Here is a 23,764-nt window from a genome sequence, read left to right on the forward strand (position 1 = left end):
ACGATTCGACTTGCCCGCGAAGAACGATGACGCGGTCTACCGGCTAAACCCCGGCGGCTTTCAACCGCGCCGCATGCTCGACAAACAACCGCAACGGCTCCGCGCCTTTCCCCACCAGCCCCAACGACTGGTTGACGATGTCGAAGTGATCCATCGGATATTCATCGCCAATCACCGTCCCCAGGTGCGAGCTGTAGCGCCCGACCATCCCGTCGCAATGCCCGGTTTCTCGCACGAAGGTGCCGGCGAATAACCGGCAAAAACGGTTGGTTCCGTCAAACAGATTCCCTCCGCGATCAGTCTTGCCCGGCTGCAAGGTCCCGGACCAGGAGTAATAACGCACGCCGTTGACCTCTTCCGGCCCGTGCCCGCCCCAGGTTTCAGGCAAGCCCTGTGGATAACGCTGATTGAACAGCGCCACGCCTGCAGTGGTCAGGGATTGGTGGGAGGCGGGAATGTCCACCGGCAGTTTCGGCCCGCGATAACCGGTTTCCAACAGGCTCATCAACCCGCTGATCAGGCGCAGTAAAACCGCCAGTATCCGTCCTTTGGCGCTGTCCGACGGGTAGTGTTTGTGCAGGTAATCCGCCAATTCCGAACCGTGATTCGGCCCGGCCACCGACGTGACCGACGCCACCCGGTCCGGGCGTTTGGCGGCGGCATACCGCGCAGTCAGGGAGCCCTGGCTGTGGCCGATCAGGTTGACTTTCTCGGCCCCGGTTTCGCGCAGGATCTCGTCGATCCGCGCCAGCAACTGCTCGCCGCGCACTTCGCTGGAATTGAGCGGCGACACCTGCACCGCAAACACCACCGCACCACCACGGCGCAACGCCGAGACGATCCCGTACCAGTACGGATAGAGCAGCAAACGGATAAACCCGAGCATTCCGGGAACCAGCACCAACGGGTAACGCGTGGCGGAACCTTGCGACATGGGCGGACATCCTTGTGATCGGTGAGATGACGCAAGGCGGGATGCAAGACATCAGCCAAGCATCGCCAGCGAACATGACCAGTCTATGACATCCGCATTACTTCAACCCTATGACCCCCGCGACGATCAACCCGACCGAGACCAATTTGAGCGCGGTCAAGCTCTCGCCCAGCAGCGCGAACCCGAGAAACACCGTGCCCAGTGAACCGATGGCGGTCCAGATCGGGTAAGCGATGCTCACCGGCAATTCCCGCATGGACAGGGTCAGGAAGTAGATCCCGGCGATGGCCGCTACGACGGTGATCAACGATGGCCAGAGTCGGGTGAAACCTTCGGAGTACTTCATGCTCATGGCGAAAGTGACTTCGAAGGCCGCGGCGATCAATAAAAACAACCAGGACATTTAAAACTCCCCAGCCAATGCCAACAGACGCTGTTCCGCCTCGGCGGCGGAGATCTGGAACGTCCGCTCGGCGGACTCTTCGCCTTCGGCGGCAACCACCGTGATATCGGTGATGCCAATGAAGCCAAGCGCCGTGCGCAACAAGGTATCGGCATGGTTCAGCGCTTCCAGCTCACCACCCGGCCCAAAACCGAAGCCGCCGCGACTGGTGACGATCAGGGCTTTTTTGCCCTGCACCAAGGGTTCGTACTGCGCGACGCCATTATCCAGGGTGTGATTGAACGTCAACCCGAGACGCACAATCTGGTCGATCCAGGCCTTGAGGCCACTGGGCACGCTAAAGTTGTGCATGGGTGTGGAAATGACCAGCAAATCATGGCCGAGCAATTCGCCCACCAGCTCGTCACTGAACGCCAGATCAGCCTGCATCGACAGTGGCCGAGCCTCGGGCTCGGGATAAAACGCTGCCGCCACAAACGCCTCGTTGACCGGCGGAATCAATGCCCGGCCGACTTCACGACGGGTCAGCTGCGACTGTGGATGACGCGCCTGCCACGCCGACAAAAACACCTCGGCCAGGCGCCGTGAATGGGAACGCTCACCACGGGGGCTGCCGTGAATCGCAAGAACTCTGTTCATCTGAATCTCCTGAGGACTAAACTCAAACCGCTTGTGGCTTGCAGCTTGAAGCTCACAGCTGTTCCTCTTCAAATGAGCAAAAGTCATTCAGGATGAATTCATTTCATCCATGGAGTTCCCATGTTTGCCTCACTGCCGCTGACCGCCCTGCGCGCCTTCGAATCCGCCTCACGCCTGTTGAGCTTCAAGGCTGCCGCCGAAGAACTCTCGGTAACGCCCACGGCGATTTCCCATCAGATTCGCTCGCTGGAGAGTTGGCTTGGCATTGCGCTGTTCGAACGATTGCCGCGCCAGGTGCGCCTCACCGACGGCGGTGAACGTTTGTTCCAAAGCCTGCACGGCGCCTTGCTGGAAGTGGCGCAAAGCGTCGACACCCTGCGCCCGCAACGCAGTGGCACGAGCCTGACGATCTCGACTATCGCCGCCTTCGCCGCGCTGTGGCTGGTGCCGCGACTGGGGCGTTTTTACGCTCGGCATCCGACTATCAGCCTGCGGCTCGACACCCACTGCGAAGTGATCGATTTGCATCAGGACGCCAGTGTCGATCTTGTGGTGCGCTACACCCTCGACGACTACCCGAACCTTTACGGGTTGTGCCTGTTCGACGAATCTTTTGGCGTCTACGGCTCTCCCGAACAGGTGGCCCTGGCGACCAGGCAAGTGCCGACGCTGATCAGCGTACGCTGGTGTAATTCGAAATTTTACGCGTACGGTTGGGAGAACTGGTGCGCGCAGTCCGGCGAGCGCTGGCTCAGTGGACAACCGACCGTGCGTGAATACGACGAAGAGCATTACGCCCTGCAAGCGGCGATTGCCGGGCAAGGGTTGGTGCTGGCGAGCAATATCCTGGTGTCCGAAAGCGTAGCCAATGGCTTGCTGGTGCCTTACAAGGGCGAGGTTCAGGTCGATGGCGCCGGCTACAGCGCGCTATGCGTGCCGGGGCGCGAGCGGCATCCGCCGGTGCGGGCGTTTTTCGAATGGTTGCGCGAAGAGGCGCGGCTGTCGGGCCACACCTTGCGTGATCCAGATCAACAAAGGCTGACCGTTGGCTCAATTACATAAAACTTTCTGCATCGCTCATCACTCACACCTTAAGTAGCGATCACGTCCCTAGAGGCGTGACGTCAACCGGATTAGCCTCCAGGAGATTGAGATGAGCGACATGCATTTGTCTGATGTAACCACCCTTCGCGAACGGGCCCGCCAGAACGTCGAGAACGGCGCCGTGACCGAAAGCTACAGCGCCGACCGCGAAGAAGTGCTGCGCCTGCTCAACGAATCGCTGGCCACTGAATTGGTCTGCGTGTTGCGCTACAAGCGCCACTATTTCATGGCCAACGGCCTCAAGGCCCAGGTCGCCGCCGACGAGTTCCTCGAACACGCGACCCAGGAAGCCGAACACGCCGACCGCCTGGCCGAGCGCATCGTGCAACTGGGCGGTGAACCGGAATTCAACCCCGACCTGCTGTCGAAAAACTCCCACGCGCAATACGTGGCCGGTAAAGACCTGAAAGAGATGGTCTATGAAGACCTGGTCGCCGAGCGGATTGCCATCGACAGCTACCGCGAGATCATCCAGTACATCGGCGAAAAAGACCCGACCACCCGCCGCATCTTCGAAGACATCCTGGCCCAGGAAGAAGAGCATGCGGATGATATGGCGGACATTCTGAAAGACCTCTAACCCCTCCTCCGACTGATCGTTCCCACGCTCTGCGTGGGAATGCAGCCCGGGACGCTCCGCGTCCCATCAAGAGCCGAACGCGAAGCGTCCGTTGAGGCATTCCCACGCAGAGCGTGGGAACGATCTTGATAGACGCCACACATTTATTTGGTTGGCTTGACGGTCACCGGCGCCTTGCCCGCCTTCATCTGTTCCAGCAATGGCGCACACTGGTTCGGCTCACCGCCACTTGGCGCCACCAACGCCAGCAACCCCGCCGCCGGCGCAGCAATCACGCCCAATGCGACCATCCCCGCCCCACGCAATAACAGCGGCACGGCTTTCACCCCAGCGCTCGGCTTGATGAACTTGCCCTGCACATACAGCGGCGAACGCAGGGAAATCAAACGCCAGCCCTTGGATTCCGGGGTGATGGTCAAGTCCAGTAGCTCCGTCGCCATGTTCGCCGTGCCATCGATATAGATAATCGCGTTCTCGGTGTCGAAGACGAACAACTGCGTGGTCGCCAGGCCGGTCTTGATGTCGAAATCCGCCGCCGCGCAGTTGATCTTCACTTCCTTGTCGCCAAAGATCTTGCCGACCACGTAGTTGCCGACGTTAAGCCCCGCCAACTCCATCAACTCGCGGCTGATGGCGCCGTCATTGATCAGCATTTTCAGTTTGCCGTTGGCCGTGCCGAGCAACTTGGCCACCGAGTTGCCGCGACCGGCGATATCGGCATCGCCGTTCAGTTCGCCGAAGCTGGTTTTCATCGGTTCAAAGGTCGGGAACAACTGCTTGAGTTTGAAACCGCGCGCGGTCAGTTTCGCCTGGCCTTCCAGCGGTTCCGTGCGGCCATTGAGGCGAATCTGTGCGTCGAGCTTGCCGCCGGCGACGCCGAAACGCAGGGGCTCGAGGCTGAGCACGCCGTCCGTCAGCACCAGATGCGTATAGAGGTCGGTGAACGGCAGCTTCTCGCTATGGACGATGCGCTTGCCGGTGAACTCGACATCAGCGTCCATATCGCGCCAGCGCTCGGTCTTGAATTCCTCGACCGGCAACACCTTGTCCGTCGGCTGCTTGCTTTCACCACCGCGAGCCTTTTGCTTGGCGTTGGAGTCGGCGCCGATCAACGGCGCGAGGTCGGCAAACAGCAATTGATTAGAGACCAGCGCACCGCTGAGTTTCGGCCGTGGCTGGCTGGCGACGTAGGCCAGATCGCCGTGAATATCACTGGCGCCGATCTTGCCGTTGAAGCCTTCATAGCGGAACTGTGCACCGGCGGCGTCATGCAGCTTGGCGATCAAGTGACCGTCGGTGGCGTAGGGCGGCGAGTCCGGCAGGGTGACGCCGGTCAACGGGTAAAGATTGGCCAGACTGGAGCCGGCCAGTTTCAGGCGCAAGTCCAACGCCCCGAGGTTCAGCGGGTCGGTCAGGGTGCCAGCGAGTTCAACGCTGGTGTCGGCGATTTTGACCTGGACTTGCAGCGGGAACGGCTTGGCCGCGTCCTGCAGGGCCAGCAGGCCGCCAATCTTGCCTTCGCCGGCGAGTTTCTGATCGTGGTATTGGCCTTTCACTTTAATCGCGAAGGCATAGTCCTGGGGTGCGCCGCCCTTCTCGACCGCGGTTTTCGCCGCTTTGGCGCCGACGATGTCGCTGAACGGAATCGGTTTGCCCAGCGGGTCGATCAACAGGTCGAGCTGAGTTTTCAGGTTCTGGTCGTCGAGGGTCACGTGGCCCTTGTCGAAGCCGATGGCACCAATGTCCACCACCCAGCTCGACGGTTCGGCGTTCGGGTCTTTAGGGTCGAACTTGAAGGTCCAGTTGGCGCGGCCGTCGGCCAGGCGCTGGAGATCGGCATTGGGTTCGGTGAGGTCGATGCGCGGGATGACCACGCGCTGCGCCAGCAAGGCCAGCGGCGAAATCCGCAGCTCGACGCGCTTGAGCGTGACCATCTGCGGCTTCTTCGACCAGTCCGGGTTGCCCAGGCTCAAGTCCTCGGCCACCACATGCGGCCACGGCACCCAGGCTCGCCAGCCACCCTCATCGGGTTCGCGCTGCCAGACCACCGCGAGGTTGCCATTAATGGCAAACGGACGGTGCAGCTCTTCGGAGACTTTGGCATTAAGGGGTGGTTTGATCCGGTTCCAATCGAAGAACACGATGACCAGAACCAGTACCGCCAGCAGGACAACAAGGGTGGCGAGGGTCCAGCTGATTATTTTTGCAGTGCGCGTCATTGCACAGGGCTCCTGAATACGACTGAGCGCCCTGACTGCGACGCACGTTTGAAACGGTAAGCCATAAGCGGCCTGCCATGGAATCTACGACTGGAAAACGGCTCGCAGGTTTAACCGAAAGTGTCCTTAACACTCAAATAATCGGCCGGCGACACAGTGCGCCCGCTACTGACGTTACCGGCCCCGCACTTTTGTGCGGCACGAGTGGGTCGAAAATACCCACCTCGGTGCAAAACCACCGGCCGGAAACGCCCGATCTAGAGCCTCTGCGCAGAACAATCAATTCTGTTGATTATTACCATTGCGTTTATGAACTTTTATATCGACTTATCGAGAGTAGCATTGCCCTCGTACCCACTTTATCGCCCTCCCAAGGAGCAACCCATCATGAAACGCCAATTATTGCTTAGCCTGACCCTCTCGATGTTAGCCAGCACCGCTTTTGCTCTGCCAGCTGCTGATCAAGCCACTCCACAAGTCAAAGACAGCCATTCGGTATTCAGCCAAACCGTTGCCGCCGATGGTTCGGACCGCACGCCACAAGGCCAGACCCTTGCTGAAGGTGGTAATGATCGCCTGAAAGAGAAAGGCCTGATCACTGAAGATGGCTACGACAAAACTCCACAAGGTCAGGCTGTAGCTGAAGACGGTTACGATAAAACTCCACAAGGCCAAGTCGCTGAAAACGGCCGCAACCGCCTCGAAGAAAAAGGCCTGGTTGAAGATGGCTACGACAAAACCCCACAAGGCCAAGCCGTTGCCGAAGGTGGTGGTGACCGTGTTATCGAACGCAACAGCGCTGTGAGCTGAGCCCATGGCGGCCCAGAAAAAAAGCCCAATCACCGGATTGGGCTTTTAACTTTTTATAGAAGCACGCTTGTTCCTCGCCTGAATCCCGATCCCCGTTCGACGCCGGCAAAGCCGATTTGCTAGAGTGCGCCGCTGTCCTGTCCAGAAAACACCCTTGCGATGCTGCCCCGCGCCGAACAGAAACAACAGACCCGCAACGCCCTGATGGACGCCGCCCGCCATTTGATGGAATGCGGCCGAGGATTCGGCAGCCTGAGCCTGCGCGAAGTGGCGAAAACCGCCGGGATCGTGCCCACCGGTTTCTACCGGCATTTTGCCGATATGGACGAATTGGGCCTGGTGCTGGTCAGCGAAGTCGGCCAGACCTTCCGCGAAACCATCCGCCTGGTACGCCACAACGAATTTGTCATGGGCGGCATCATTGATGCGTCGGTGCGGATCTTTCTCGACGTGGTCAGCGCCAATCGCTCGCAATTCCTGTTTCTGGCCCGCGAGCAGTACGGTGGTTCGCTGCCGGTACGCCAGGCCATTGGCCGTTTGCGTGAAGACATCAGCTCCGACCTGGCCTCCGATTTGTCGCTGATGCCGAAGCTCCAACATCTGGATATCGACGGGCTGAGCGTCATGGCAGACCTGATCGTTAAAAGCGTGTTTGCCACACTGCCAGACATCATCGATCCGCCGGTTGAAGCGTTGCCTGAGCATTTGACACCTCAGGCGAAAATCACCCAGCAACTGCGCTTTATTTTTATCGGTCTCAAGCATTGGCAAGGGCTCGGCAGTACCGAGTAATCTTTTTTATGCGCCGTAAATCGGTGCATGAAGAATCCTTCATGCACCAACATGATTCAAAACCCCGCAACATCCTGCAACAACTACTACGCTCCGACAGGGTTTTCCTACGCATCACCTCGATTGGCAAGCCCCTTGCTCTAGCCTGAGCATTGTCCTTTGCTGGAAGCTTTCCGATGCTGGTGATTCATCGCAGAATCGACCCTCAACCCGTCTGGGCCGCCGAGTTGCACCTGACCTTCGAAGCCCGGAGCAAAAGCCGTTTGCGCTGTTTCAGTGCCGAGCAGGAAGACGTCGGGTTGTTCCTGGAGCGCGGTCAGCCGCCGCTGTATGACGGCGAATGCCTGCAGGCCGAAGACGGGCGCATCGTCCGCGTCTGCGCCCGGCCGGAGCAATTGCTGCACGTCACCTGCGCCAACGCCTTTGAACTGACCCGCGCGGCCTATCACCTGGGCAATCGCCACGTCGCCCTGCAAGTCGGCGACGGCTGGCTGCGCCTGCTCGACGATTACGTGCTCAAGGCCATGCTCGAACAGCTGGATGCCAAGGTGGAAAATATCGAAGCACCGTTCCAGCCGGAACACGGCGCCTATGGCGGCGGCCATCACCACTCGCGGCACGGCGACGAAGACTTCAACTACCCGCCGAAACTGCACCAGTTTGGCGTCCGCTTATGAACCCAGCCTGGGCGCTGCTGCGCCTGGCCAGTCCGCAATTGCCGATTGGCGGCTACAGCTATTCCCAAGGTTTGGAAATGGCGGTGGATAACTTGCGGGTGACGGATGCCGACAGCGCTCGACGCTGGATCAGCGATCAGTTGTTGCTGAACCTCGCGCGCTTCGAAGCGCCGTTGCTGCTCGCCCATTGCGCGGCTGCCGCCGAAGAAAACTGGGCAGAACTGCTGCAACGTTGCGAAGAACATCGCGCCAGCCGGGAGACTCGCGAGTTGCATCAGGAAAGTCGGCAGATGGGTTATTCGTTACAGCAACTGCTCAACGGCTTGCCGGAACTGGATGCGCCGGCCCGGGCCTTTCTCGAACAACGTCTCGAACCACACCTGGCCCTCGGCTGGGCCCTGGCCGCTCGCGCCTGGGGAATCAGTCCGCAGGATGCCCTGGCCGCATGGCTCTGGAGCTGGCTGGAAAACCAATTGGCGGTGTTGATGAAAACCCTGCCCTTGGGCCAGCAAGCCGCCCAGCGCCTGACCAGCCAATTGCTGCCGTTGCTGCAAGAAGCCCAGCAGAACGCCAGCCGAATCAACCCCGAACACTATGGCAGCGCCGCTTTCGGCCTGTCCCTGGCGTGCATGGCCCATGAGCGCCAGTACAGCCGTCTGTTTCGCTCTTAGGGCCTTTTTTTTGGAGAACCATATGAACACACAACCTCTGCGCGTCGGCATCGGCGGCCCGGTCGGTTCCGGCAAAACTGCCCTGACCCTGGCCCTGTGCCTGGCGCTGCGCGACCGCTACAACCTGGCGGTGGTAACCAACGACATCTACACCCGCGAAGACGCCGACTTTCTGGTGCGCAACCAAGCCCTGGCGCCCGAGCGGATCATCGGCGTGGAAACCGGCGGCTGCCCGCACACGGCAATCCGCGAAGACGCCTCGATCAACCTCGAAGCCGTGGACCAGTTGAACCGGCGTTTTCCGGGGCTGGACCTGATCATTGTCGAGTCCGGTGGCGACAACCTCTCCGCGACTTTCAGCCCGGAATTGTCCGACCTGACGATCTATGTGATCGACGTCTCGGCCGGCGACAAGCTGCCGCGCAAGGGCGGGCCGGGGATCTGTAAATCCGATCTGCTGGTGATCAACAAGGTCGACCTCGCGCCGCTGGTGGGCGCCTCGCTGGAACTGATGGACAGCGACACCAAGCGCATGCGCAACGGCAAGCCATTCGTCTTCAGCAACCAGAAGACCGGCCTGGGCCTGGAAGAAATCATCGCCTTCATCGAACGCCAAGGCCTGCTGATCGCAGCCTGATCACGACTTATCAACAAGGAAGCTAATCCATGACACTCAAACGCATCCTCGGCGCCCTGGCCCTGCTGCTGACCCCGGCCATCGCCTTCGCCCACCCGGGCCATGGCGATAACGGTTTGATCGCCGGTATCAGCCACCCGATTGGCGGCATCGATCACTTGCTGGCGATGGTCGCTGTGGGTTTGTGGGCCGCGCAACAAAAAGGCGCGGCGCGTTGGGCGCTGCCGTGCACGTTTGTCGGCACCATGCTGATCGGCGGTTTGCTGGGGTTTGAAGGACTGAACCTGCCGGCGCTGGAAAGCGGGATTGCCGCCTCGGTGCTGGCGCTGGGCCTGGCCGTAGCCTTGGCGGTGCGTCCACCGTTGAGCGTGGCCGTTGCAGCGACTGCATTGTTTGCGCTGTTCCACGGCGTGGCCCATGGTCTGGAATTGCCGGATATGTCCAGCCCTTGGGCGTACGCCGCAGGTTTCGTCGCGGCGACGGCGGCATTGCATGCGGTCGGTTATGCGGTGGTGCGGGTGCTGCCTCAAGCGGCGGCGCCGTTGATTCGCGTCGCAGGTGCAGCTTCCGCGGCGACTGGGGTGTGGTTATTGGCGGGCTGATCTTCAACCGATGGTTCCCACGCTCCGCGTGGGAATGCAGCCCGGGACGCTCCGCATCCCATCAGAAGCCGAACGCGGAGCGTCCGTCGAGGCATTTCCACGCGGAGCATGGGAACGATCGACCCGCTCACTCTGCTACCATGTCGCGCAATCGCCCCTGCCGTGACGACGCCAGCCAATGCCTCATGTTTCCCGCTCTGCCTCCCAGCCTGAATTGACCGCCCTGTTCGCTTCGGTGCAACAGCACTTCCAGGACGTGATCGTGCGGCTTTGGCAAGGCCCCGGCTGGAACGCCGACATGGCGCTGCCTTACGAGGCGCTGGATGCCGAGCATTCACCGTTGCCGCCGCAACGCTACCGGGCCATGGCCTGCGCGCGTCAGCTGTATCTGTTTTCCAGCCTGATCGGCCAGGTGCCGGCCGCCGAAGAACGTGCGGCGGCGCTGTTTCGTTCCTTGCAGCAGCATTTCCACGATGCCGAGCACGGCGGCTGGTTCTACAGCATCGACCCGCAAGGCGCGCCGCTGGATCAGCGCAAAGACCTCTACACCCACGCCTTCATCCTGTTCGCCTGTGCCCATTACTGGGACAAGGTTCGCGAACCGCTGGTGGAGTCGGTGCTCAATGCCGCGCTGGAAGTCGTGGCCCAGCGCTTCGCCACGGACGACGGTCTGTACGAAGCGTGCCTGGACCGTGACTGGTCATCCCTCGACACCGGGCCACTGCAAAACCCGCTGATGCACCTGGCCGAAGCTTTCCTCGCTACCTTGTCCGTGCGCGAAGACGCTGGCGCCCAAGCCGCGCTACTCAAGTTATGCACAGCCATGCACCAGCAGTTCATCGATCCGCAGACCGGTGTGTTGATGGAAAAACCGCTGGGGGCTGTGGATAACTGGTTCGAGCCGGGGCATCAATTCGAATGGTATTTCCTGCTGGAATCCTCGCCGTTGCTGCGTGGATCGAAGCTGCATGCGTCGTTGGAGCGTGCCTTCGCCTTCACCGAGCAACTGGGCGTCGATCCGCGCAGCGGTGCGGTGCGGGCAATGCTTGATCTGGAACTTGATGGCCGTCCCAAGGATTCGACCCAACGCATCTGGGCCCAGGCCGAATACCTGCGGGCACTGACTTTACGGCCGGGCAGTGAGGCCGCTGTGCTGCGCCAATTGCAGGCGTTGCAACAACGGTTTCTGCATGCGGGGGGTTGGTATGAGTGTCGTGATGAAGAGGGCGAAGTCAGCCGCAAGGACATGCCTTCGACTACGCCTTATCACTTGGCGACTTGTTATCGTGGGTTGGTTGAGTATTTGCGCTGACTGACAGATTGCTTTCGCGGGCAAGCCTCGCTCCTACAGGGGATCACCGAACCTGTGGGAGCGAGGCTTGCCCGCGAATGGCCTTGAAGCGGTCACCGGCCAATCACGCAATCCACTTCCGATCCCCGGTAAAGCTGATGGTCAGCCAGCGCGCCGCATCCGCCTGACCCAATTTCGCGGAAATCTCCTCGCGCAGCACATCCAGTTGCCCTACGCCTTGCAGCGGATAGTCCGCCGGCAACACCACATGAATCTCGATAAACCGCGCCCGCCCGTGCTTCTGCACGTAGGAAATGTAGTCGTCGAAACCGTGCTCGACCTTCGCCGCGTCCATCACCTGGCGCACTTTATCGTTGAGTTGATCCGGGACAATCCCCAGTACATCGCGCAGCGCCGGACGCAGGATCTTGAAGGCCGGCGGCAGCATGCTTAGCGCCAACAGAATCAGGATCAATGGGTCGACGTACACCGCCCACTCGCCGTAACCCTGGGACTTGAGTAATAGCGCGGTGAGGAAACTCACCAGCAGGCCCACCGAAAGCATCGCGTCCACCAGCCAACTGATGTTGTCGAACTGGATCAGCGTCGATTTGAGCTTGCGATTGCGATGGCGAACGTAGAAGAAATAGGCGAACTCGACAACGGTAAACACCGCCGCGTAGATGATCACCAGCCCCAGCTCGATCTCGCGGCCGCCATTGATGATGCCGAACACGCCGTTCAGAAAGGCGTAGATCGCGATCAGGAACAGGAAGCTGCCTTCGATCAGCAACACCATGGGCTCCAGGTGCCAGAAGCCGAACTGGAAGCGGTGATTGCTTTCTTTGGCGATCAGCTTGGCGGTGATCAGCATCAGGACCTTGATGAAGGTCGCGATCAACGAGAAAAAACCATCGAACAGGATGGATTGGGCACCCGAAACAAAACCGGTAACGATCCCGGCGATCGCCACGGCGAACATCAGGATGGTCGATTGTTTGAGCAGTGACTGCTCACCTCGGTTACTCACGTAGCCTCCTCTGAAAACCCTGGAAACCGCGGGGTGCGGTGGGGTTGTTGGGAGGGGAGTCTACCTTATGCCTTGTTTTGGCTGTTCCGGCCTCTTCGACTTGCCCGCGAACAGCCGTTACGCGGTCTTACGCCTTGCCACCATTACGCTCAATGGAGAACCCGGCCCAGGTCTGGCTCACCGGCATCAACTCCAGACTGTTGATATTGATATGCGCCGGCGCATTCAAGACCCAGAAAATGGTGTCGGCAATGTCTTGCGGCTGAATCGGCTCGGCACCCGCGTAGGTCGCGTTGTAACGCTCCTGGTCACCGGCAAACCGCACCAGCGAGAACTCGCTTTCACACAGGCCCGGTTCGATGTTGCTGACGCGTACGCCGGTGCCTTGCAGGTCGCAGCGCAGGTTCAGGGAGAACTGTTTGACGAACGCCTTGCTCGCGCCATACACGTGGCTGCCCGGGTACGGGTAGTTGCCGGCAATGGAGCCGAGGTTGACGATGCCGGCACCACGGCCGTGGGCGATCAGGCGCGGCAGCAGCAGGCGAGTGCTGTACATCAGGCCTTTGATGTTGGTATCGACCATGGTGTCCCAGTCGTCCAGGTCACACTTGGGCGCCGGGTCCACGCCGAGGGCCAGGCCGGCATTGTTGATCAGCCCGCGCAGTTTGGCGAAGGATGGCGGCAGGTTGGCAATCGCCTCCTCCATGGCCTTGCGATCACGCACGTCGAGCACCAGGCCATGGACCTCGGTCTGCTTCGACAACTCGGCGCACAGGGCGTTGAGGCGCTCTTCACGACGGCCCGTCAGCACCAGTTTCCAGCCCGCCTCGGCAAAACGACGGGCACAGGCTTCGCCAAAACCGGACGTCGCGCCGGTGATAAACAGGGTGTTGGACATCGTGTTCTCCTTGCTTCGGCTGAACGGCAGCCATTGGAATAGAAAATCAGCAGCCAGCATGCCCGGCGCGGCGCTTACCGGCAACCGGCACAACTCGACAGGCCACCATCAATCCCTGTAGCAGCTGGCGAAGCCTGCGTTCGGCTGCGCAGCAGTCGTAATCCATGCAACCCCATTCCCACGCCGACCCGTATTGGCGACTGCTGCGCAGCCGAACGCAGGCTTCGCCAGCTGCTACAAGGGCCGTGTTTCTGTATGAAAAACGACCAACCGGCGCCACGCCTTATCCGCCGTGGCTTGCAGCCATGTGCACGCACGTTATCCACAGGCCGATCCACAGTCTTTGGGGGCAAGTGCAAAAGCTGGAAGCCGCTGTGCATAAGGCTTTGCGAGCAGATCAGAAAGTTTTTTGCTTGACCCTCGAAGGCTCGCCGTGTAGCCCATGGCATTTTGCACGATCGGCCGGTGAAACCGACGATGGCGCCAAGCCAGTAACCACGGCCCTCAGCCGAGTCTTTCCAGAGTTTAACCACAGACTTATCCACAGGCTGGCACTGCTTGAATCCGGCGCTTTTGACCGGCAACAAAAAGGTTGACAACGGCAGCTCATGCTCCCGGAAAAACGCCTGATCAAAAAACAACCACTCGCCTGAAAGCCACGATTTTAAAGGTTCTCAGCCAGCTACTCCCACGTTATTCACAGCCAGCTCCACAGCAAACGGGGACAAGTCAAAACCGTGACAAAACAACTATTTGCAGCGGCTTTATGTCGCGGTTTAGGAGCTTGCGAATATTGTTTTCCACAATTTGAAAAAAACGTTGCGACCGGCATAAAAAAACGCCCTGACGTGGAGTTCGTCAGGGCGTTTTTTACGGGCTCTAAGGCTTAGTGCCCGCCGAGATAAGCGTTACGCACCTCCTCGTTCACCAGCAACTCCTTGCCGGTACCGGTGAGGCGAATCTCGCCGTTGACCATCACATACGCCCGGTCCGACAGCTTGAGCGCGTGGTTGGCGTTCTGCTCGACCAGGAAAATCGTCATACCGGTTTTCGCCAGTTCCCGCAGGGTCGCGAAGATCTGTTTCACCACGATTGGCGCCAGGCCCAGGCTCGGTTCATCGAGCAGCAGCAGTTTCGGCCGGCTCATCAGTGCCCGGGCGATGGCGAGCATCTGCTGCTCGCCGCCGGACATGGTCATGGCCCGCTGGGTCCGCCGCTCTTCGAGCCGTGGAAACAGCTCGAACATGCGCTGCATGTCTTCCTTGGCGTACTTGTCGCCAATCGGGATGGTGCCCATCAGCAGGTTTTCCTCGACGGTCATGTCAGGGAACACCCGCCGCCCTTCCGGCGATTGCGCGATGCCGTGGGACGCGATGTAGTGCGACGACTTGTGGGTGATGTCCACACCTTGGTAGATGATTTGCCCGTCTGCGGCCCGTGGCTGGCCGAAGATCGACATCAGCAGGGTCGACTTGCCGGCGCCGTTGGAGCCGATCAGGCTGACAGTTTCGCCTTCGTTGATGTGCAGCGAGACTTTCTTCAGGGCCTGGATCGGCCCGTAGAACACATCCAGATCCTTCAATTCGAGGATGGGTTGGCTCATAGCACCACTTCCTCTTCATCAGCGCCCAGGTAGGCCGCAATCACTTTCGGGTCGTTGCGAATGGCATCAGGCCCGCCCTCGGCGATGACGATGCCGTGGTCCAGCACCACGATGTGGTCGGAAATGCTCATGACCATGCCCATGTCGTGCTCGATCAGCACCACGGTCAGATCGTGCTCGTCGCGCAGCAGCCGGATCATCGCGCTCAGCGCTTCGGTTTCCTGAGGGTTGAGGCCGGCGGCCGGTTCGTCAAGGCAGATGATCTGTGGCCGCGTGCACATGGCCCGAGCGATTTCCAGACGACGTTGCTGCCCGTAGGACAGCTCGCCCGCCAGACGGTTGGCGCAGTCCACGAGGTCCACAACCTCCAGCCAGTAGAACGCATGGTCCAGCGCATCGCTTTCAGCCTTGCGATAGCCCTTGGTGTTGAGGATGCCTGCCAGCATGTTGCGGTTGACCCACATGTGCTGGGCCACCAGCAGGTTTTCCAGCACCGACATTTCCTTGAACAGGCGAATGTTCTGGAAGGTTCGCGCCAGGCCGGCACGGTTCACCAGGTGGGTGCCGCCGAACATCTTGTAGTACAGGCGACTGAGGAAAGATTTCGGCGAAACGAAATCCACCGGTTTGAAGGACTCGCCCAGCAACTGGATAACGTTGGTCTGCTCGCCACGCACACTGAGTTCGATCTTGCCGCCGGAGGCCTTGTAGAAACCGGTCAGGCAGTTGAACACCGTGGTTTTGCCGGCACCGTTGGGGCCGATCAGGGCGAAGATCGAGTTACGGTGCACCTTGAGGCTGACATCGCTCAACGCCTTGATGCCGCCGAAGTGCATCATCAGCTTCTCGACCGAGAGTACGACTTCGCTCATGGCGCTACTCCTTTACGAGGGGCCACACCGGTACGGCTGATCCGAATCAGGCCGCGCGGTCGCCAGATCATCATCAACACCATCAGGATGCCGAACAGCAGCACGCGGTATTCCGCGAAGCCACGCAGCAGTTCCGGGGCGACGGTCAGCACGAAAGCTGCGATGACCACGCCGATGGTCGAGCCCATGCCGCCGAGTACCACGATGGCGAGGATCAATGCCGATTCGAAGAAGGTAAACGAGGTCGGGTTGACGAAACCTTGATAGGTCGCAAAGAACACCCCGGCCAGACCGGCAGTCGAGGCACCAATGGTGAACGCCGAAAGCTTGACCAGTACGTGGTTCAGGCCCATGGAGCGGCAGGCGATCTCATCTTCACGCAAGGCTTCCCAGGCGCGGCCGACCGGCATTTTCACCAGGCGATGCTTGATGTACAGCACGGCCAGGACCACCAGGAACAACACGGCGTAGATGAAGTAATACTTCACGTCCGGGTTGTAGGCGATGCCGAAGAACTCATGGAACGGCACCCCGCCGTCCTTCGCTCGCTTACCGAACTCCAGGCCAAAGAAGGTTGGCAGCGGCGCCGCCATGCCATTTGGGCCACCGGTCAGGGACAGCCAGTTGTTGAGGATCAAACGGATGATTTCACCGAAGCCCAGGGTCACGATCGCCAGGTAGTCACCGTGCAAACGCAACACCGGGAAGCCGAGGATGCACCCGGCAAGACCCGCCGTGATCGCCGCCAGCGGCAGCACCGTCCAGAATCCCAGCCCCAGGTATTGATAACCGAGCGCCAGACCGTAGGCACCGATGGCGTAGAACGCCACGTAACCGAGGTCGAGCAGGCCGGCCAGGCCGACCACGATGTTCAGGCCCAGGCCCAACAGCACGTAGATCAAGCCGAGAATGACCACGCCCAGCAGGTAGGAGTTGGAGAAGAACGGGAACACCACGGCAATGACGATTACCAGCGGGATGATCCAGCGCAAACGGGTTTTGTAATCAGGCGGCAGTACATGAACCCCGGAACCGGTGCTTTCAAAACCTTCGAGGATTTTCAGGCCCTTGGGGGTTTGCAGGAACAGGCTCAGGGCAAAACGGCCAGCCATGACAATGGCGACAATCCACGCCACACGGGTCGGTTGCAGGTTGAAGCCGTAGCCGTCGAGGACCACGCCGACAATCGGGCCGAACACAATCAGGGCAACGAGGCCGGCAAGAATCGCGTCAACCAGGCTTCTTTTGAGATCTATGGTTTTTTTAGTGGTTGAAGACATCGCTTACACCTTCGACACAAGAGGACGGCCGAGCAGGCCTTGGGGCCGAAAGACCAGAACGAGAACGAGCAGCGAGAAGCTGAAAACGTCTTTGTAATCCGAATTCACCAGACCCGAGAACAGCGACTCGGAAATCCCGAGGATGATCCCGCCGAGCATCGCCCCAGGCAGCGAGCCGATGCCGCCGAGTACCGCTGCAGTGAACGCCTTGATCCCGATGACGAAGCCTGCGTAGAAGTCGAATGTGCCGTAGTTCATGGTGATCAGCACGCCGGCCAGGGCCGCCATCGCTGCACCGATGATGAACACGTAGGAAATCACGCGGTCGGTGTTGATCCCCAGGATCGAGGCCATCTTGCGGTCTTGCTGGGTGGCGCGGCACATGCGGCCGAGCTTGGTGTACTTGATGACATAGGTCAGCAGGCCCATACCGACGAACGCTGCGACCAGAATGAAGATTTTGGTGTAGGTGAGCTGGACGAAGCCAGTGCCGACTTCAACGCGCCATGCACCGGTCAGCAGGGTTGGAACACCCTGTTGGCGTGCACCTTGGGCGATCTGTGCGTAGTTTTGCAGGATCAGGGAAATACCGATGGCGCTGATCAGCGGTGCCAGTCGTGTGGAGTTGCGCAGCGGTTTGTAGGCGACGCGCTCGATGACCCAGCCATACACCGCCGTGACGATGATGGTGAAAACCAGTGTGCCGAGCATCAGCAGCGGGAAGGATTCAATACCGAAGTAAGCCAGCAGAGCCAGACTGATTGCCGCGAGGTAAGCGGAAATCATGTAAACCTCGCCGTGGGCGAAGTTGATCATGCCGATGATGCCATAGACCATTGTGTAGCCGATGGCGATCAGGCCATAGACCGACCCGAGGGTCAGACCGTTGACCAGTTGCTGCAGGAAAATACCATCCATAACGCAATCTCACGCATTTGAGAGACTGCACAGAAGCGGGTTGCAACGGACCGGGGTTCAGCCGCCAGTGCAACACGGTTGTGTGCAGCTCTACGAGAAAAGACAGGTACTGCACGGACATGTTCTTTGATTGCCCGGCGCACAAGGCACCGGGCAATCAACGGTTCATATCACTTCTGTTTTTCCAGCTGGTGGTATTTGCCGTCCTTGTCCCACTGGTAGACCACGTAGTCGGAGACTTTCAGGTCGCCCTTGCTGTCCCAGGTCTTCTCGCCCATGACGGTCTTGACCGGGTTTTTCTTCAGCCACTCGGCGGCTTTTTCGCCACTGTTGGACTTGGAGCCGTTGAAGGCAGCAGCGAGGGTCTGGACCGACGCGTAGGCGTACAGGGTGTAGCCTTCAGGCTCGGTGCCTTTCTTGCGGAACTCGTCCACCACGGTCTTGCTGTCTGGCAGCAGGCGCGGGTCGGCGCCGAAGGTCATGAGCACGCCGTCGACGTATTGCGGGCCGCCAGCGGTGGTCACCAGTTCGTCGGTCACGATGCCGTCATCAGACATGAATTTCACGTCTTTCAGGCCTTCGGTACGCAGTTGTTTAACCAGTGGACCGGCTTCCGGGTGCAGGCCGCCGAAGTAGACCACATCGGCACCGGCCGCACGGATCTTGGTGACCACGGCGCTGAAGTCTTTCTCGCCACGGGTCAGGCCTTCGTACAGCACTGGCGTTACGCCGCGCTTGACCAGTTGAGCCTTGGTAGCATCTGCCAGGCCTTGGCCGTAGGTGTCTTTGTCGTGCAGCACGGCAACTTTTTTGCCCTTGAGCACGTCGACGATGTAGTCGCCGGCCACGATGCCTTGCTGGTCGTCACGCCCGCACATACGGAACATGGCGCTCAGGCCGCGTTCGGTCACCTGTGGGTTGGTGGAACCTGGAGTGATTGCGATGATGCCCGCTTCGTCGTAGATCTCGGAGGCCGGGATGGTCGACGACGAGCAGAAGTGGCCGACGACGCCAGCGACTTTCTGGTTGGTCAGGTCCTTGGCGACCGTCACAGCCTGTTTCGGTTCGCAGGCGTCATCGCCCTTGACCAGTACGATTTTTTCCCCGTTGACGCCGCCCGATGCGTTGATGGCATCAGCTGCTGCCTGTGCACCCTTCATGTACTGCTCGCCAAATGCCGCGTTGGCGCCAGTCATTGGACCTGCCACACCGATTTTCACATCAGCCTGTGCAAACGCAGAAACACCCAACGCAGTTGCCACTGCGAGGGCCAGAAAGCCTTTCTTGTAAAACGTCTGGGACATGAGGTGGTGCTCCAAGGTTTTTTTTTAGTTGGCACTGCGACTTCGCTGGTTGCTCAGAGCAAGGGCCGTGCCATCGGTTTTTTATTCTGAAAAAAGTCGCTGCTTTATTGTTATTTCGACTGTTTCGATCCCATTTTCATTGGGCGTGCAACCGTCTAAACCGCGGAAGGTGAAACCATTTATCTCAAAAGGCGCAACCCGCACGCGCCATCATTGCAACCGCGGCGCCAAACGACGTGCAACCAGCCTGTAACAGCCTGCGTCACCGAAGTGCACACTCGTGGTGCGCAACTGCTACAACCCGCACCACTACAGGCTAGTCGCTGCGCGAAAAAGCGCCGCTTCCAGCAACATATTTCAACAATCAGATAACGATCCGCAGGCACTGGCCTGCGTGATACAGCGAAAACCCGGCCTCATATAGACAGCTGCGCAAGCCGACACCCGCCAGGGGCTGCATCGGCGCGAACGGAATCGGTAGCGCTTGAGGATTTCCGTTACACAAATAATCGGCAAACGCTTTGCCGACCACCGTGCCAGTCGTGACGCCCCGACCGTTGTATCCGGTGACGGCCACCAGACCGGGCGCCGGTTCGAACAGGCGCATCAGGTGATCGGGGGTGAAAGCGATGCAACCGGTCCAGGTGCATTCCCACTCCACCGGTTTGAGGTAGGGAAAGTAATGTTGCTGAACGCGGTCGGCCCAGGCTTTCAGGAACCAGGTCGGTTTCTGATTGCCGTTGCCGAGGCTGCCGAGCAACAGGCGCCCGTCCTTATCGCGACGGATGCTGCTCAGCACCTGGCGGGTATCCCAGGACCCTTGGCCGCCGGGCAGAATCTGTTGCGCAGCGTCATCAGTCAGCGGCACCGAAGCCACTTGATAGTAATAGCCGGGGAAGAAATTACGTCGCAACTCGGTCCAGTCACCTTCGGTGTAGGCGTTGGAGGCGATCACTACCTGATCGGCAAGCACCGAGCCTTGGGCGGTTTGCACCGACCAGCGCTGGCCCTGACGTTCCAGCCGGATCACCGGGGAATGATCGAACAGCTGACCGCCGAGGTTGATGGCCGCTTTGGCCAGCCCGGTCGTGTAAGCCATCGGATTAATCGTGCCGGCACGCCGGTCAAGCAGCGCGGCGGCGATCTTTTTGGTGCCGGTCGCTTGTTCGCAGGCCTGGCCGGTCAACAGTTCAACCGGTGCCCCGCGGCGCTTCCATTGTTCTTCACGACTGCGCAGATCGGCTTCGCCACGGGCGTTGTGCGCCATGTGCAGCGTGCCTTCGCGGCGTAACTGGCAATCGATGTTGTACTTGTCCACAAGGCTGAACACTAGGGACGGTGCCGCGCCAAGCATGCGGTTGAGCTGACTGCCCACCGCTTCGCCAAATCCGGCTTCGATCTCGTCCGGCGGAATCCACATCCCGGCGTTGACCAGCCCGACGTTGCGTCCGGACCCGCCATGGCCGGCGCGATGGGCTTCCAGCACGCAGACGCTTTTACCTGCTTCCAACAAATGCACCGCCGCCGACAACCCGGTAAAACCGGCGCCGATGACGCAGACATCGACCGTTACTTCGCCCTTGAGCGCCGCGTTATCAGGCCTTTGCGGCGTCAGTTTTTCCCACAGACACTCTTCGCGTAACGGCATTGCCAGACTCCAATCAGAAACCTAACCACACACCTGATCGTTCCCACGTTCTGCGTGGGAATGCAGCCCGGGATGCTCTGCGTCCCAAAAGCGAACGCGGAGCGTCCATTGAGGCATTCCCACGCAGAGCATGGGAACGATCAACAAAAAGCTCCGTAGCCCATCAGTCGAACGTAATCCCCTGAGCCAACGGCAACTCCAGCGAATAGTTCACGGTGTTGGTCTGGCGGCGCATGTAGGCGCGCCATGCATCGGAGCCCGATTCACGGCCACCGCCGGTTTCCTTCTCGCCACCAAACGCGCCGCCGATTTCCGCGCCGCTCGGGCCGATGTTGACGTTGGCGATGCCACAGTCGCTGCCCACGTCCGACATGAATTGCTCGGCTTCACGCACGTCGGTGGTGAAGATGCACGACGACAGGCCTTGCGGCACGGCGTTGTTCAGGCGCATCGCTTCGTTGAAATCGGTGTAACCGACCACGTAGAGGATCGGGGCGAAGGTTTCGCTGCACACCACGTCGCTTTGCTCCGGCATCTCAACGATGGCCGGCGAAACGTAGTAGGCATTGGGGAATTTATCTTCCAGCTGACGCTTGCCGCCAAACACCCGGCCGCCTTCGCTCAAGGCTTGCTCCAGCGCTTCCTGCATGTTCTCGAAGCTGTTTTTGTCGATCAGCGGGCCGATCAGGTTGCCTTCCAGCGGGTTGCCGATACGCACCTTGGCGTACGCCGCCTTCAGGCGGGTGACGATTTCTTCCTTCACCGATTCGTGGGCAATCAAACGACGCAACGTGGTGCAACGCTGACCGGCGGTGCCGACGGCGCTGAACAGGATCGCGCGAACGGCCATGTCCAGGTCGGCGCTTGGGCCGAGGATCATCGCGTTGTTGCCGCCCAGTTCCAGAATGCTGCGAGCAAAGCGTGCGGCGATTTTCGGCGCCACTTCGCGGCCCATGCGGGTGCTGCCGGTGGCGCTGATCAGCGCGACACGCGGGTCATCGACCAATGCTTCGCCGGCATCGCGGCCACCGATGATCACTTGGCTCAGGTGCGGCGGTGCGTCGCTGAAGTTCTTCAGTACGCGGTCGAACAGCGCCTGACAGGCCAGTGCGGTCAGCGGGGTTTTTTCCGACGGTTTCCAGATCACCGGGTTACCGCACACCAGCGCCAGCGCGGTGTTCCAGGCCCAGACCGCGACCGGGAAGTTGAACGCACTGATCACGCCGACGACGCCCAGCGGGTGCCAGGTTTCGCGCATGTGGTGGCCAGGGCGCTCGGAAGCGATGGTCAAGCCGTACAACTGGCGGGACAGACCGACGGCGAAATCGCAGATGTCGATCATTTCCTGAACTTCGCCCAAGCCTTCCTGGGTGATCTTGCCGGCTTCCCAGGAAACCAGCTCACCGAGATCAGCTTTATATTCACGCAGGATGTCGCCCAGTTGGCGCACCAATTCGCCACGGCGCGGTGCCGGGACCTTGCGCCACAATTCGAACGCATGATCTGCGCGACTGATGTGCTGCTCGACTTCGGCAGCGCCTTCCCAATTCACGGCGGCAATCTGGCTGCCATCGATCGGCGAATGCACCGGCACTTTGCCGTTCTGGTACAGGGCCGGGTTCACACCAAGACGATCAAGCAATGCGGCAACCATGGGTCACTCCTCAAGCAAAAAACGGAAATCGTGCAGCCGGGAAATCACGGCTGATCAGGCCTGTAGTTGTAGCGCCACTCAGACGAGCCAACAAACGACCATTAAGCGAGATATCATTCCGTTTATTCATGCTTCGCATCTGTCGGTAAAAGAAAAGCATAGAGCAACAAGAAAAAGGACCACCCATGCTGAATAAACGCTACTTGCCGTCGATCACCGCCCTGCAGTGTTTCGAGGCCGTGACCCGGCATCTGAGCTTCACCCGGGCCGCCGAAGAGTTGAACCTGACCCAGAGCGCCGTCAGCAAACAGGTGGCGCAACTCGAAGAACTGCTGCAGCACCTGCTGTTCCGCCGGGTGCGCCGACGCCTGCAAATGACCCCGGCCGGTGATTTGTACCTGGTGGAAGTACGAAAAATCCTCACCCAGGTCGAGATGTCGACCCATTACCTACGTTCCTACGGTGGCGATACCGAAGTCCTGCGCGTGTCGACGCCGCCTACCTTCGGCGCACGCTGGTTGGTGCCGCGCCTGAAAGGCTGGCGCCTGCGCCATCCGTCGATTCACCTCGACCTGTGCAGCGAGCAAGAAGCCGACGATTTGCTGCAAGGTCGCAGCGACCTGGCGTTCTACTTCGGCCAAGGCTCACGGCCCGGCACCGAAAGCCTGAAACTGTTCGGCGAAGAGCTTGTTCCTGTGTGTGCACCGGGCAGCCTGCCGGACACGCCGTTCACCGACCCGACGCAACTCGCCGACCTGGTCCTGCTGCAAAACGCCTCCCGGCCACAGGCCTGGCACGACTGGTTCGATAACCAGGGCTACCACACCGAACACAGCTACCACGGCCCGCGCTTCGAAACCTTCTATATGTGCATCCGTGCCGCTCAGGTTGGCTGCGGCGTAGCGTTGTTGCCGCGGTTTCTGGTGGAGGAGGAATTGGCTGACGGCAAACTGGTCATTCCGTGGAAGCATGCGATGCCTAGCTCCGACGCGTATTACCTGGCGTACCCCGAGCATTCGGCGGAAGTGCCCAAGGTGCGGGATTTTGTGAAGTGGATGCTGGAGCAGATTGATAGTCCGCACACACCACAACTCTAGGGTCGCCACAAAGGCTCGCGATCACAGGAATCCGACGAGGTCTAAAAAATCACTGGCAATAACAGCCTCTGATATGCGCCACTACCCCCATTCATTGAAAC

Annotated in this window: 23 protein-coding genes; 10 read left to right on the forward strand and 13 right to left on the reverse strand. The window is 60.0% G+C overall.

The genetic code is table 11. The features are described from left to right. Positions 1-43: 43 nt before the first annotated feature. The 3 genes from HKK52_RS17390 to HKK52_RS17400 form a co-directional block, all read right to left on the reverse strand. On the reverse strand, positions 44-934 hold the full coding sequence (locus HKK52_RS17390; RefSeq protein WP_169371846.1) for an esterase/lipase family protein: 891 nt from the start codon (positions 932-934) through the stop codon (positions 44-46). A 97-nt stretch (positions 935-1,031) separates the two neighbouring features. Then, positions 1,032-1,337, reverse strand: coding sequence for a DMT family transporter (locus tag HKK52_RS17395; RefSeq protein WP_169371847.1), 306 nt, complete (start codon positions 1,335-1,337; stop codon positions 1,032-1,034). After that, complete coding sequence (locus tag HKK52_RS17400) at positions 1,338-1,976, reverse strand: FMN-dependent NADH-azoreductase (protein WP_169371848.1); 639 nt, start codon at positions 1,974-1,976, stop codon at positions 1,338-1,340. 120 nt (positions 1,977-2,096) lie between these two features. Between HKK52_RS17400 and HKK52_RS17405 the strand changes: the two genes are divergently transcribed. After that, entirely contained in the window at positions 2,097-3,038 is a 942-nt protein-coding gene (locus HKK52_RS17405; protein WP_169371849.1) for a LysR substrate-binding domain-containing protein, read from the forward strand. A 91-nt stretch (positions 3,039-3,129) separates the two neighbouring features. Next, a complete protein-coding gene (locus HKK52_RS17410; protein ID WP_169371850.1) occupies positions 3,130-3,660 on the forward strand; it encodes a ferritin-like domain-containing protein in 531 nt (176 codons plus the stop codon). Between the two features lie 143 nt (positions 3,661-3,803). On the opposite strand, the gene HKK52_RS17415 is transcribed toward HKK52_RS17410, so the two are convergent. Continuing rightward, positions 3,804-5,879, reverse strand: a complete 2,076-nt coding sequence (locus tag HKK52_RS17415) for an AsmA family protein (RefSeq protein ID WP_169371851.1) — start codon at positions 5,877-5,879, stop codon at positions 3,804-3,806. A gap of 387 nt (positions 5,880-6,266) precedes the next feature. On the opposite strand from HKK52_RS17415, the gene HKK52_RS17420 reads away from it, so the two are divergent. The 7 genes from HKK52_RS17420 to HKK52_RS17450 all read left to right on the forward strand — a co-directional run bounded on the left by HKK52_RS17420 (position 6,267) and on the right by HKK52_RS17450 (position 11,380). Then, the gene (locus tag HKK52_RS17420; protein WP_169371852.1) at positions 6,267-6,689 is read left to right on the forward strand and encodes a hypothetical protein; all 423 of its coding nucleotides are present in this window, start codon (positions 6,267-6,269) and stop codon (positions 6,687-6,689) included. A 159-nt stretch (positions 6,690-6,848) separates the two neighbouring features. Continuing rightward, positions 6,849-7,481 (forward strand): TetR family transcriptional regulator, encoded by a 633-nt coding sequence (locus tag HKK52_RS17425; protein WP_169371853.1) that lies wholly within the window; start codon positions 6,849-6,851, stop codon positions 7,479-7,481. Positions 7,482-7,657: 176 nt separating this feature from the next. Beyond that, positions 7,658-8,158 (forward strand): urease accessory protein UreE, encoded by a 501-nt coding sequence (ureE, locus tag HKK52_RS17430; RefSeq protein WP_054044075.1) that lies wholly within the window; start codon positions 7,658-7,660, stop codon positions 8,156-8,158. Continuing rightward, on the forward strand, positions 8,155-8,829 hold the full coding sequence (locus HKK52_RS17435) for an urease accessory protein UreF (RefSeq protein ID WP_169371854.1): 675 nt from the start codon (positions 8,155-8,157) through the stop codon (positions 8,827-8,829). The genes ureE and HKK52_RS17435 overlap by 4 nt, the downstream gene beginning before the upstream one ends. Before the next feature lie 22 nt (positions 8,830-8,851). Beyond that, a complete protein-coding gene (gene ureG / locus HKK52_RS17440; RefSeq protein WP_169371855.1) occupies positions 8,852-9,466 on the forward strand; it encodes an urease accessory protein UreG in 615 nt (204 codons plus the stop codon). Between the two features lie 29 nt (positions 9,467-9,495). Continuing rightward, positions 9,496-10,068, forward strand: a complete 573-nt coding sequence (locus HKK52_RS17445; RefSeq protein WP_169371856.1) for a HupE/UreJ family protein — start codon at positions 9,496-9,498, stop codon at positions 10,066-10,068. A 178-nt stretch (positions 10,069-10,246) separates the two neighbouring features. Next, positions 10,247-11,380: an AGE family epimerase/isomerase gene (locus HKK52_RS17450; protein ID WP_169371857.1), complete on the forward strand. Its 1,134-nt coding sequence runs from the start codon at positions 10,247-10,249 to the stop codon at positions 11,378-11,380. Positions 11,381-11,483: 103 nt separating this feature from the next. On the opposite strand, the gene HKK52_RS17455 is transcribed toward HKK52_RS17450, so the two are convergent. The 9 genes from HKK52_RS17455 to amaB all read right to left on the reverse strand — a co-directional run bounded on the left by HKK52_RS17455 (position 11,484) and on the right by amaB (position 22,566). Further along, positions 11,484-12,389: a cation diffusion facilitator family transporter gene (locus tag HKK52_RS17455; RefSeq protein ID WP_169371858.1), complete on the reverse strand. Its 906-nt coding sequence runs from the start codon at positions 12,387-12,389 to the stop codon at positions 11,484-11,486. Between the two features lie 127 nt (positions 12,390-12,516). Beyond that, the gene (locus HKK52_RS17460; RefSeq protein ID WP_054044081.1) at positions 12,517-13,287 is read right to left on the reverse strand and encodes an SDR family oxidoreductase; all 771 of its coding nucleotides are present in this window, start codon (positions 13,285-13,287) and stop codon (positions 12,517-12,519) included. Positions 13,288-14,173: 886 nt separating this feature from the next. After that, on the reverse strand, positions 14,174-14,890 hold the full coding sequence (locus HKK52_RS17465; RefSeq protein WP_123513958.1) for an ABC transporter ATP-binding protein: 717 nt from the start codon (positions 14,888-14,890) through the stop codon (positions 14,174-14,176). Beyond that, positions 14,887-15,762 carry an ATP-binding cassette domain-containing protein gene (locus tag HKK52_RS17470; protein WP_133839408.1) on the reverse strand — a complete coding sequence of 292 codons (876 nt, stop codon included), beginning with the start codon at positions 15,760-15,762 and terminating at the stop codon, positions 14,887-14,889. The genes HKK52_RS17465 and HKK52_RS17470 overlap by 4 nt, the downstream gene beginning before the upstream one ends. After that, entirely contained in the window at positions 15,759-17,042 is a 1,284-nt protein-coding gene (gene livM, locus HKK52_RS17475) for a high-affinity branched-chain amino acid ABC transporter permease LivM (RefSeq protein WP_169371859.1), read from the reverse strand. The genes HKK52_RS17470 and livM overlap by 4 nt, the downstream gene beginning before the upstream one ends. Before the next feature lie 3 nt (positions 17,043-17,045). Further along, the gene (locus tag HKK52_RS17480; RefSeq protein ID WP_054044085.1) at positions 17,046-17,960 is read right to left on the reverse strand and encodes an ABC transporter permease subunit; all 915 of its coding nucleotides are present in this window, start codon (positions 17,958-17,960) and stop codon (positions 17,046-17,048) included. 170 nt (positions 17,961-18,130) lie between these two features. After that, positions 18,131-19,264, reverse strand: coding sequence for a branched-chain amino acid ABC transporter substrate-binding protein (locus HKK52_RS17485; protein ID WP_169371860.1), 1,134 nt, complete (start codon positions 19,262-19,264; stop codon positions 18,131-18,133). 364 nt (positions 19,265-19,628) lie between these two features. Then, a complete protein-coding gene (amaA, locus tag HKK52_RS17490; protein WP_169371861.1) occupies positions 19,629-20,912 on the reverse strand; it encodes an L-pipecolate oxidase in 1,284 nt (427 codons plus the stop codon). Positions 20,913-21,075: 163 nt separating this feature from the next. Continuing rightward, positions 21,076-22,566: an L-piperidine-6-carboxylate dehydrogenase gene (gene amaB / locus HKK52_RS17495; protein WP_133839412.1), complete on the reverse strand. Its 1,491-nt coding sequence runs from the start codon at positions 22,564-22,566 to the stop codon at positions 21,076-21,078. Positions 22,567-22,751: 185 nt separating this feature from the next. On the opposite strand from amaB, the gene HKK52_RS17500 reads away from it, so the two are divergent. Next, entirely contained in the window at positions 22,752-23,663 is a 912-nt protein-coding gene (locus HKK52_RS17500; protein WP_169371862.1) for a LysR family transcriptional regulator, read from the forward strand. Positions 23,664-23,764 lie beyond the last annotated feature (101 nt).

This window comes from Pseudomonas sp. ADAK2 (genome assembly GCF_012935755.1).
Taxonomy (GTDB): domain Bacteria; phylum Pseudomonadota; class Gammaproteobacteria; order Pseudomonadales; family Pseudomonadaceae; genus Aquipseudomonas.

What these genes read in the sequence shown, in the direction of transcription:
- HKK52_RS17425 (WP_169371853.1), top strand. Translation starts at nt 6,849, where the DNA reads ATGCTGCCCCGCGCCGAACAGAAACAACAGACCCGCAACGCCCTGATG.
- ureG (WP_169371855.1), top strand. Translation starts at nt 8,852, where the DNA reads ATGAACACACAACCTCTGCGCGTCGGCATCGGCGGCCCGGTCGGTTCC.
- HKK52_RS17445 (WP_169371856.1), top strand. Translation starts at nt 9,496, where the DNA reads ATGACACTCAAACGCATCCTCGGCGCCCTGGCCCTGCTGCTGACCCCG.
- HKK52_RS17415 (WP_169371851.1), bottom strand. Translation starts at nt 5,879, where the DNA reads ATGACGCGCACTGCAAAAATAATCAGCTGGACCCTCGCCACCCTTGTT.
- ureE (WP_054044075.1), top strand. Translation starts at nt 7,658, where the DNA reads ATGCTGGTGATTCATCGCAGAATCGACCCTCAACCCGTCTGGGCCGCC.
- HKK52_RS17390 (WP_169371846.1), bottom strand. Translation starts at nt 934, where the DNA reads ATGTCGCAAGGTTCCGCCACGCGTTACCCGTTGGTGCTGGTTCCCGGA.
- HKK52_RS17405 (WP_169371849.1), top strand. Translation starts at nt 2,097, where the DNA reads ATGTTTGCCTCACTGCCGCTGACCGCCCTGCGCGCCTTCGAATCCGCC.
- HKK52_RS17420 (WP_169371852.1), top strand. Translation starts at nt 6,267, where the DNA reads ATGAAACGCCAATTATTGCTTAGCCTGACCCTCTCGATGTTAGCCAGC.
- HKK52_RS17450 (WP_169371857.1), top strand. Translation starts at nt 10,247, where the DNA reads ATGCCTCATGTTTCCCGCTCTGCCTCCCAGCCTGAATTGACCGCCCTG.
- HKK52_RS17410 (WP_169371850.1), top strand. Translation starts at nt 3,130, where the DNA reads ATGAGCGACATGCATTTGTCTGATGTAACCACCCTTCGCGAACGGGCC.
- HKK52_RS17465 (WP_123513958.1), bottom strand. Translation starts at nt 14,890, where the DNA reads ATGAGCCAACCCATCCTCGAATTGAAGGATCTGGATGTGTTCTACGGG.
- HKK52_RS17470 (WP_133839408.1), bottom strand. Translation starts at nt 15,762, where the DNA reads ATGAGCGAAGTCGTACTCTCGGTCGAGAAGCTGATGATGCACTTCGGC.
- livM (WP_169371859.1), bottom strand. Translation starts at nt 17,042, where the DNA reads ATGTCTTCAACCACTAAAAAAACCATAGATCTCAAAAGAAGCCTGGTT.
- HKK52_RS17500 (WP_169371862.1), top strand. Translation starts at nt 22,752, where the DNA reads ATGCTGAATAAACGCTACTTGCCGTCGATCACCGCCCTGCAGTGTTTC.
- amaB (WP_133839412.1), bottom strand. Translation starts at nt 22,566, where the DNA reads ATGGTTGCCGCATTGCTTGATCGTCTTGGTGTGAACCCGGCCCTGTAC.
- HKK52_RS17460 (WP_054044081.1), bottom strand. Translation starts at nt 13,287, where the DNA reads ATGTCCAACACCCTGTTTATCACCGGCGCGACGTCCGGTTTTGGCGAA.
- amaA (WP_169371861.1), bottom strand. Translation starts at nt 20,912, where the DNA reads ATGCCGTTACGCGAAGAGTGTCTGTGGGAAAAACTGACGCCGCAAAGG.
- HKK52_RS17435 (WP_169371854.1), top strand. Translation starts at nt 8,155, where the DNA reads ATGAACCCAGCCTGGGCGCTGCTGCGCCTGGCCAGTCCGCAATTGCCG.
- HKK52_RS17480 (WP_054044085.1), bottom strand. Translation starts at nt 17,960, where the DNA reads ATGGATGGTATTTTCCTGCAGCAACTGGTCAACGGTCTGACCCTCGGG.
- HKK52_RS17400 (WP_169371848.1), bottom strand. Translation starts at nt 1,976, where the DNA reads ATGAACAGAGTTCTTGCGATTCACGGCAGCCCCCGTGGTGAGCGTTCC.
- HKK52_RS17485 (WP_169371860.1), bottom strand. Translation starts at nt 19,264, where the DNA reads ATGTCCCAGACGTTTTACAAGAAAGGCTTTCTGGCCCTCGCAGTGGCA.
- HKK52_RS17395 (WP_169371847.1), bottom strand. Translation starts at nt 1,337, where the DNA reads ATGTCCTGGTTGTTTTTATTGATCGCCGCGGCCTTCGAAGTCACTTTC.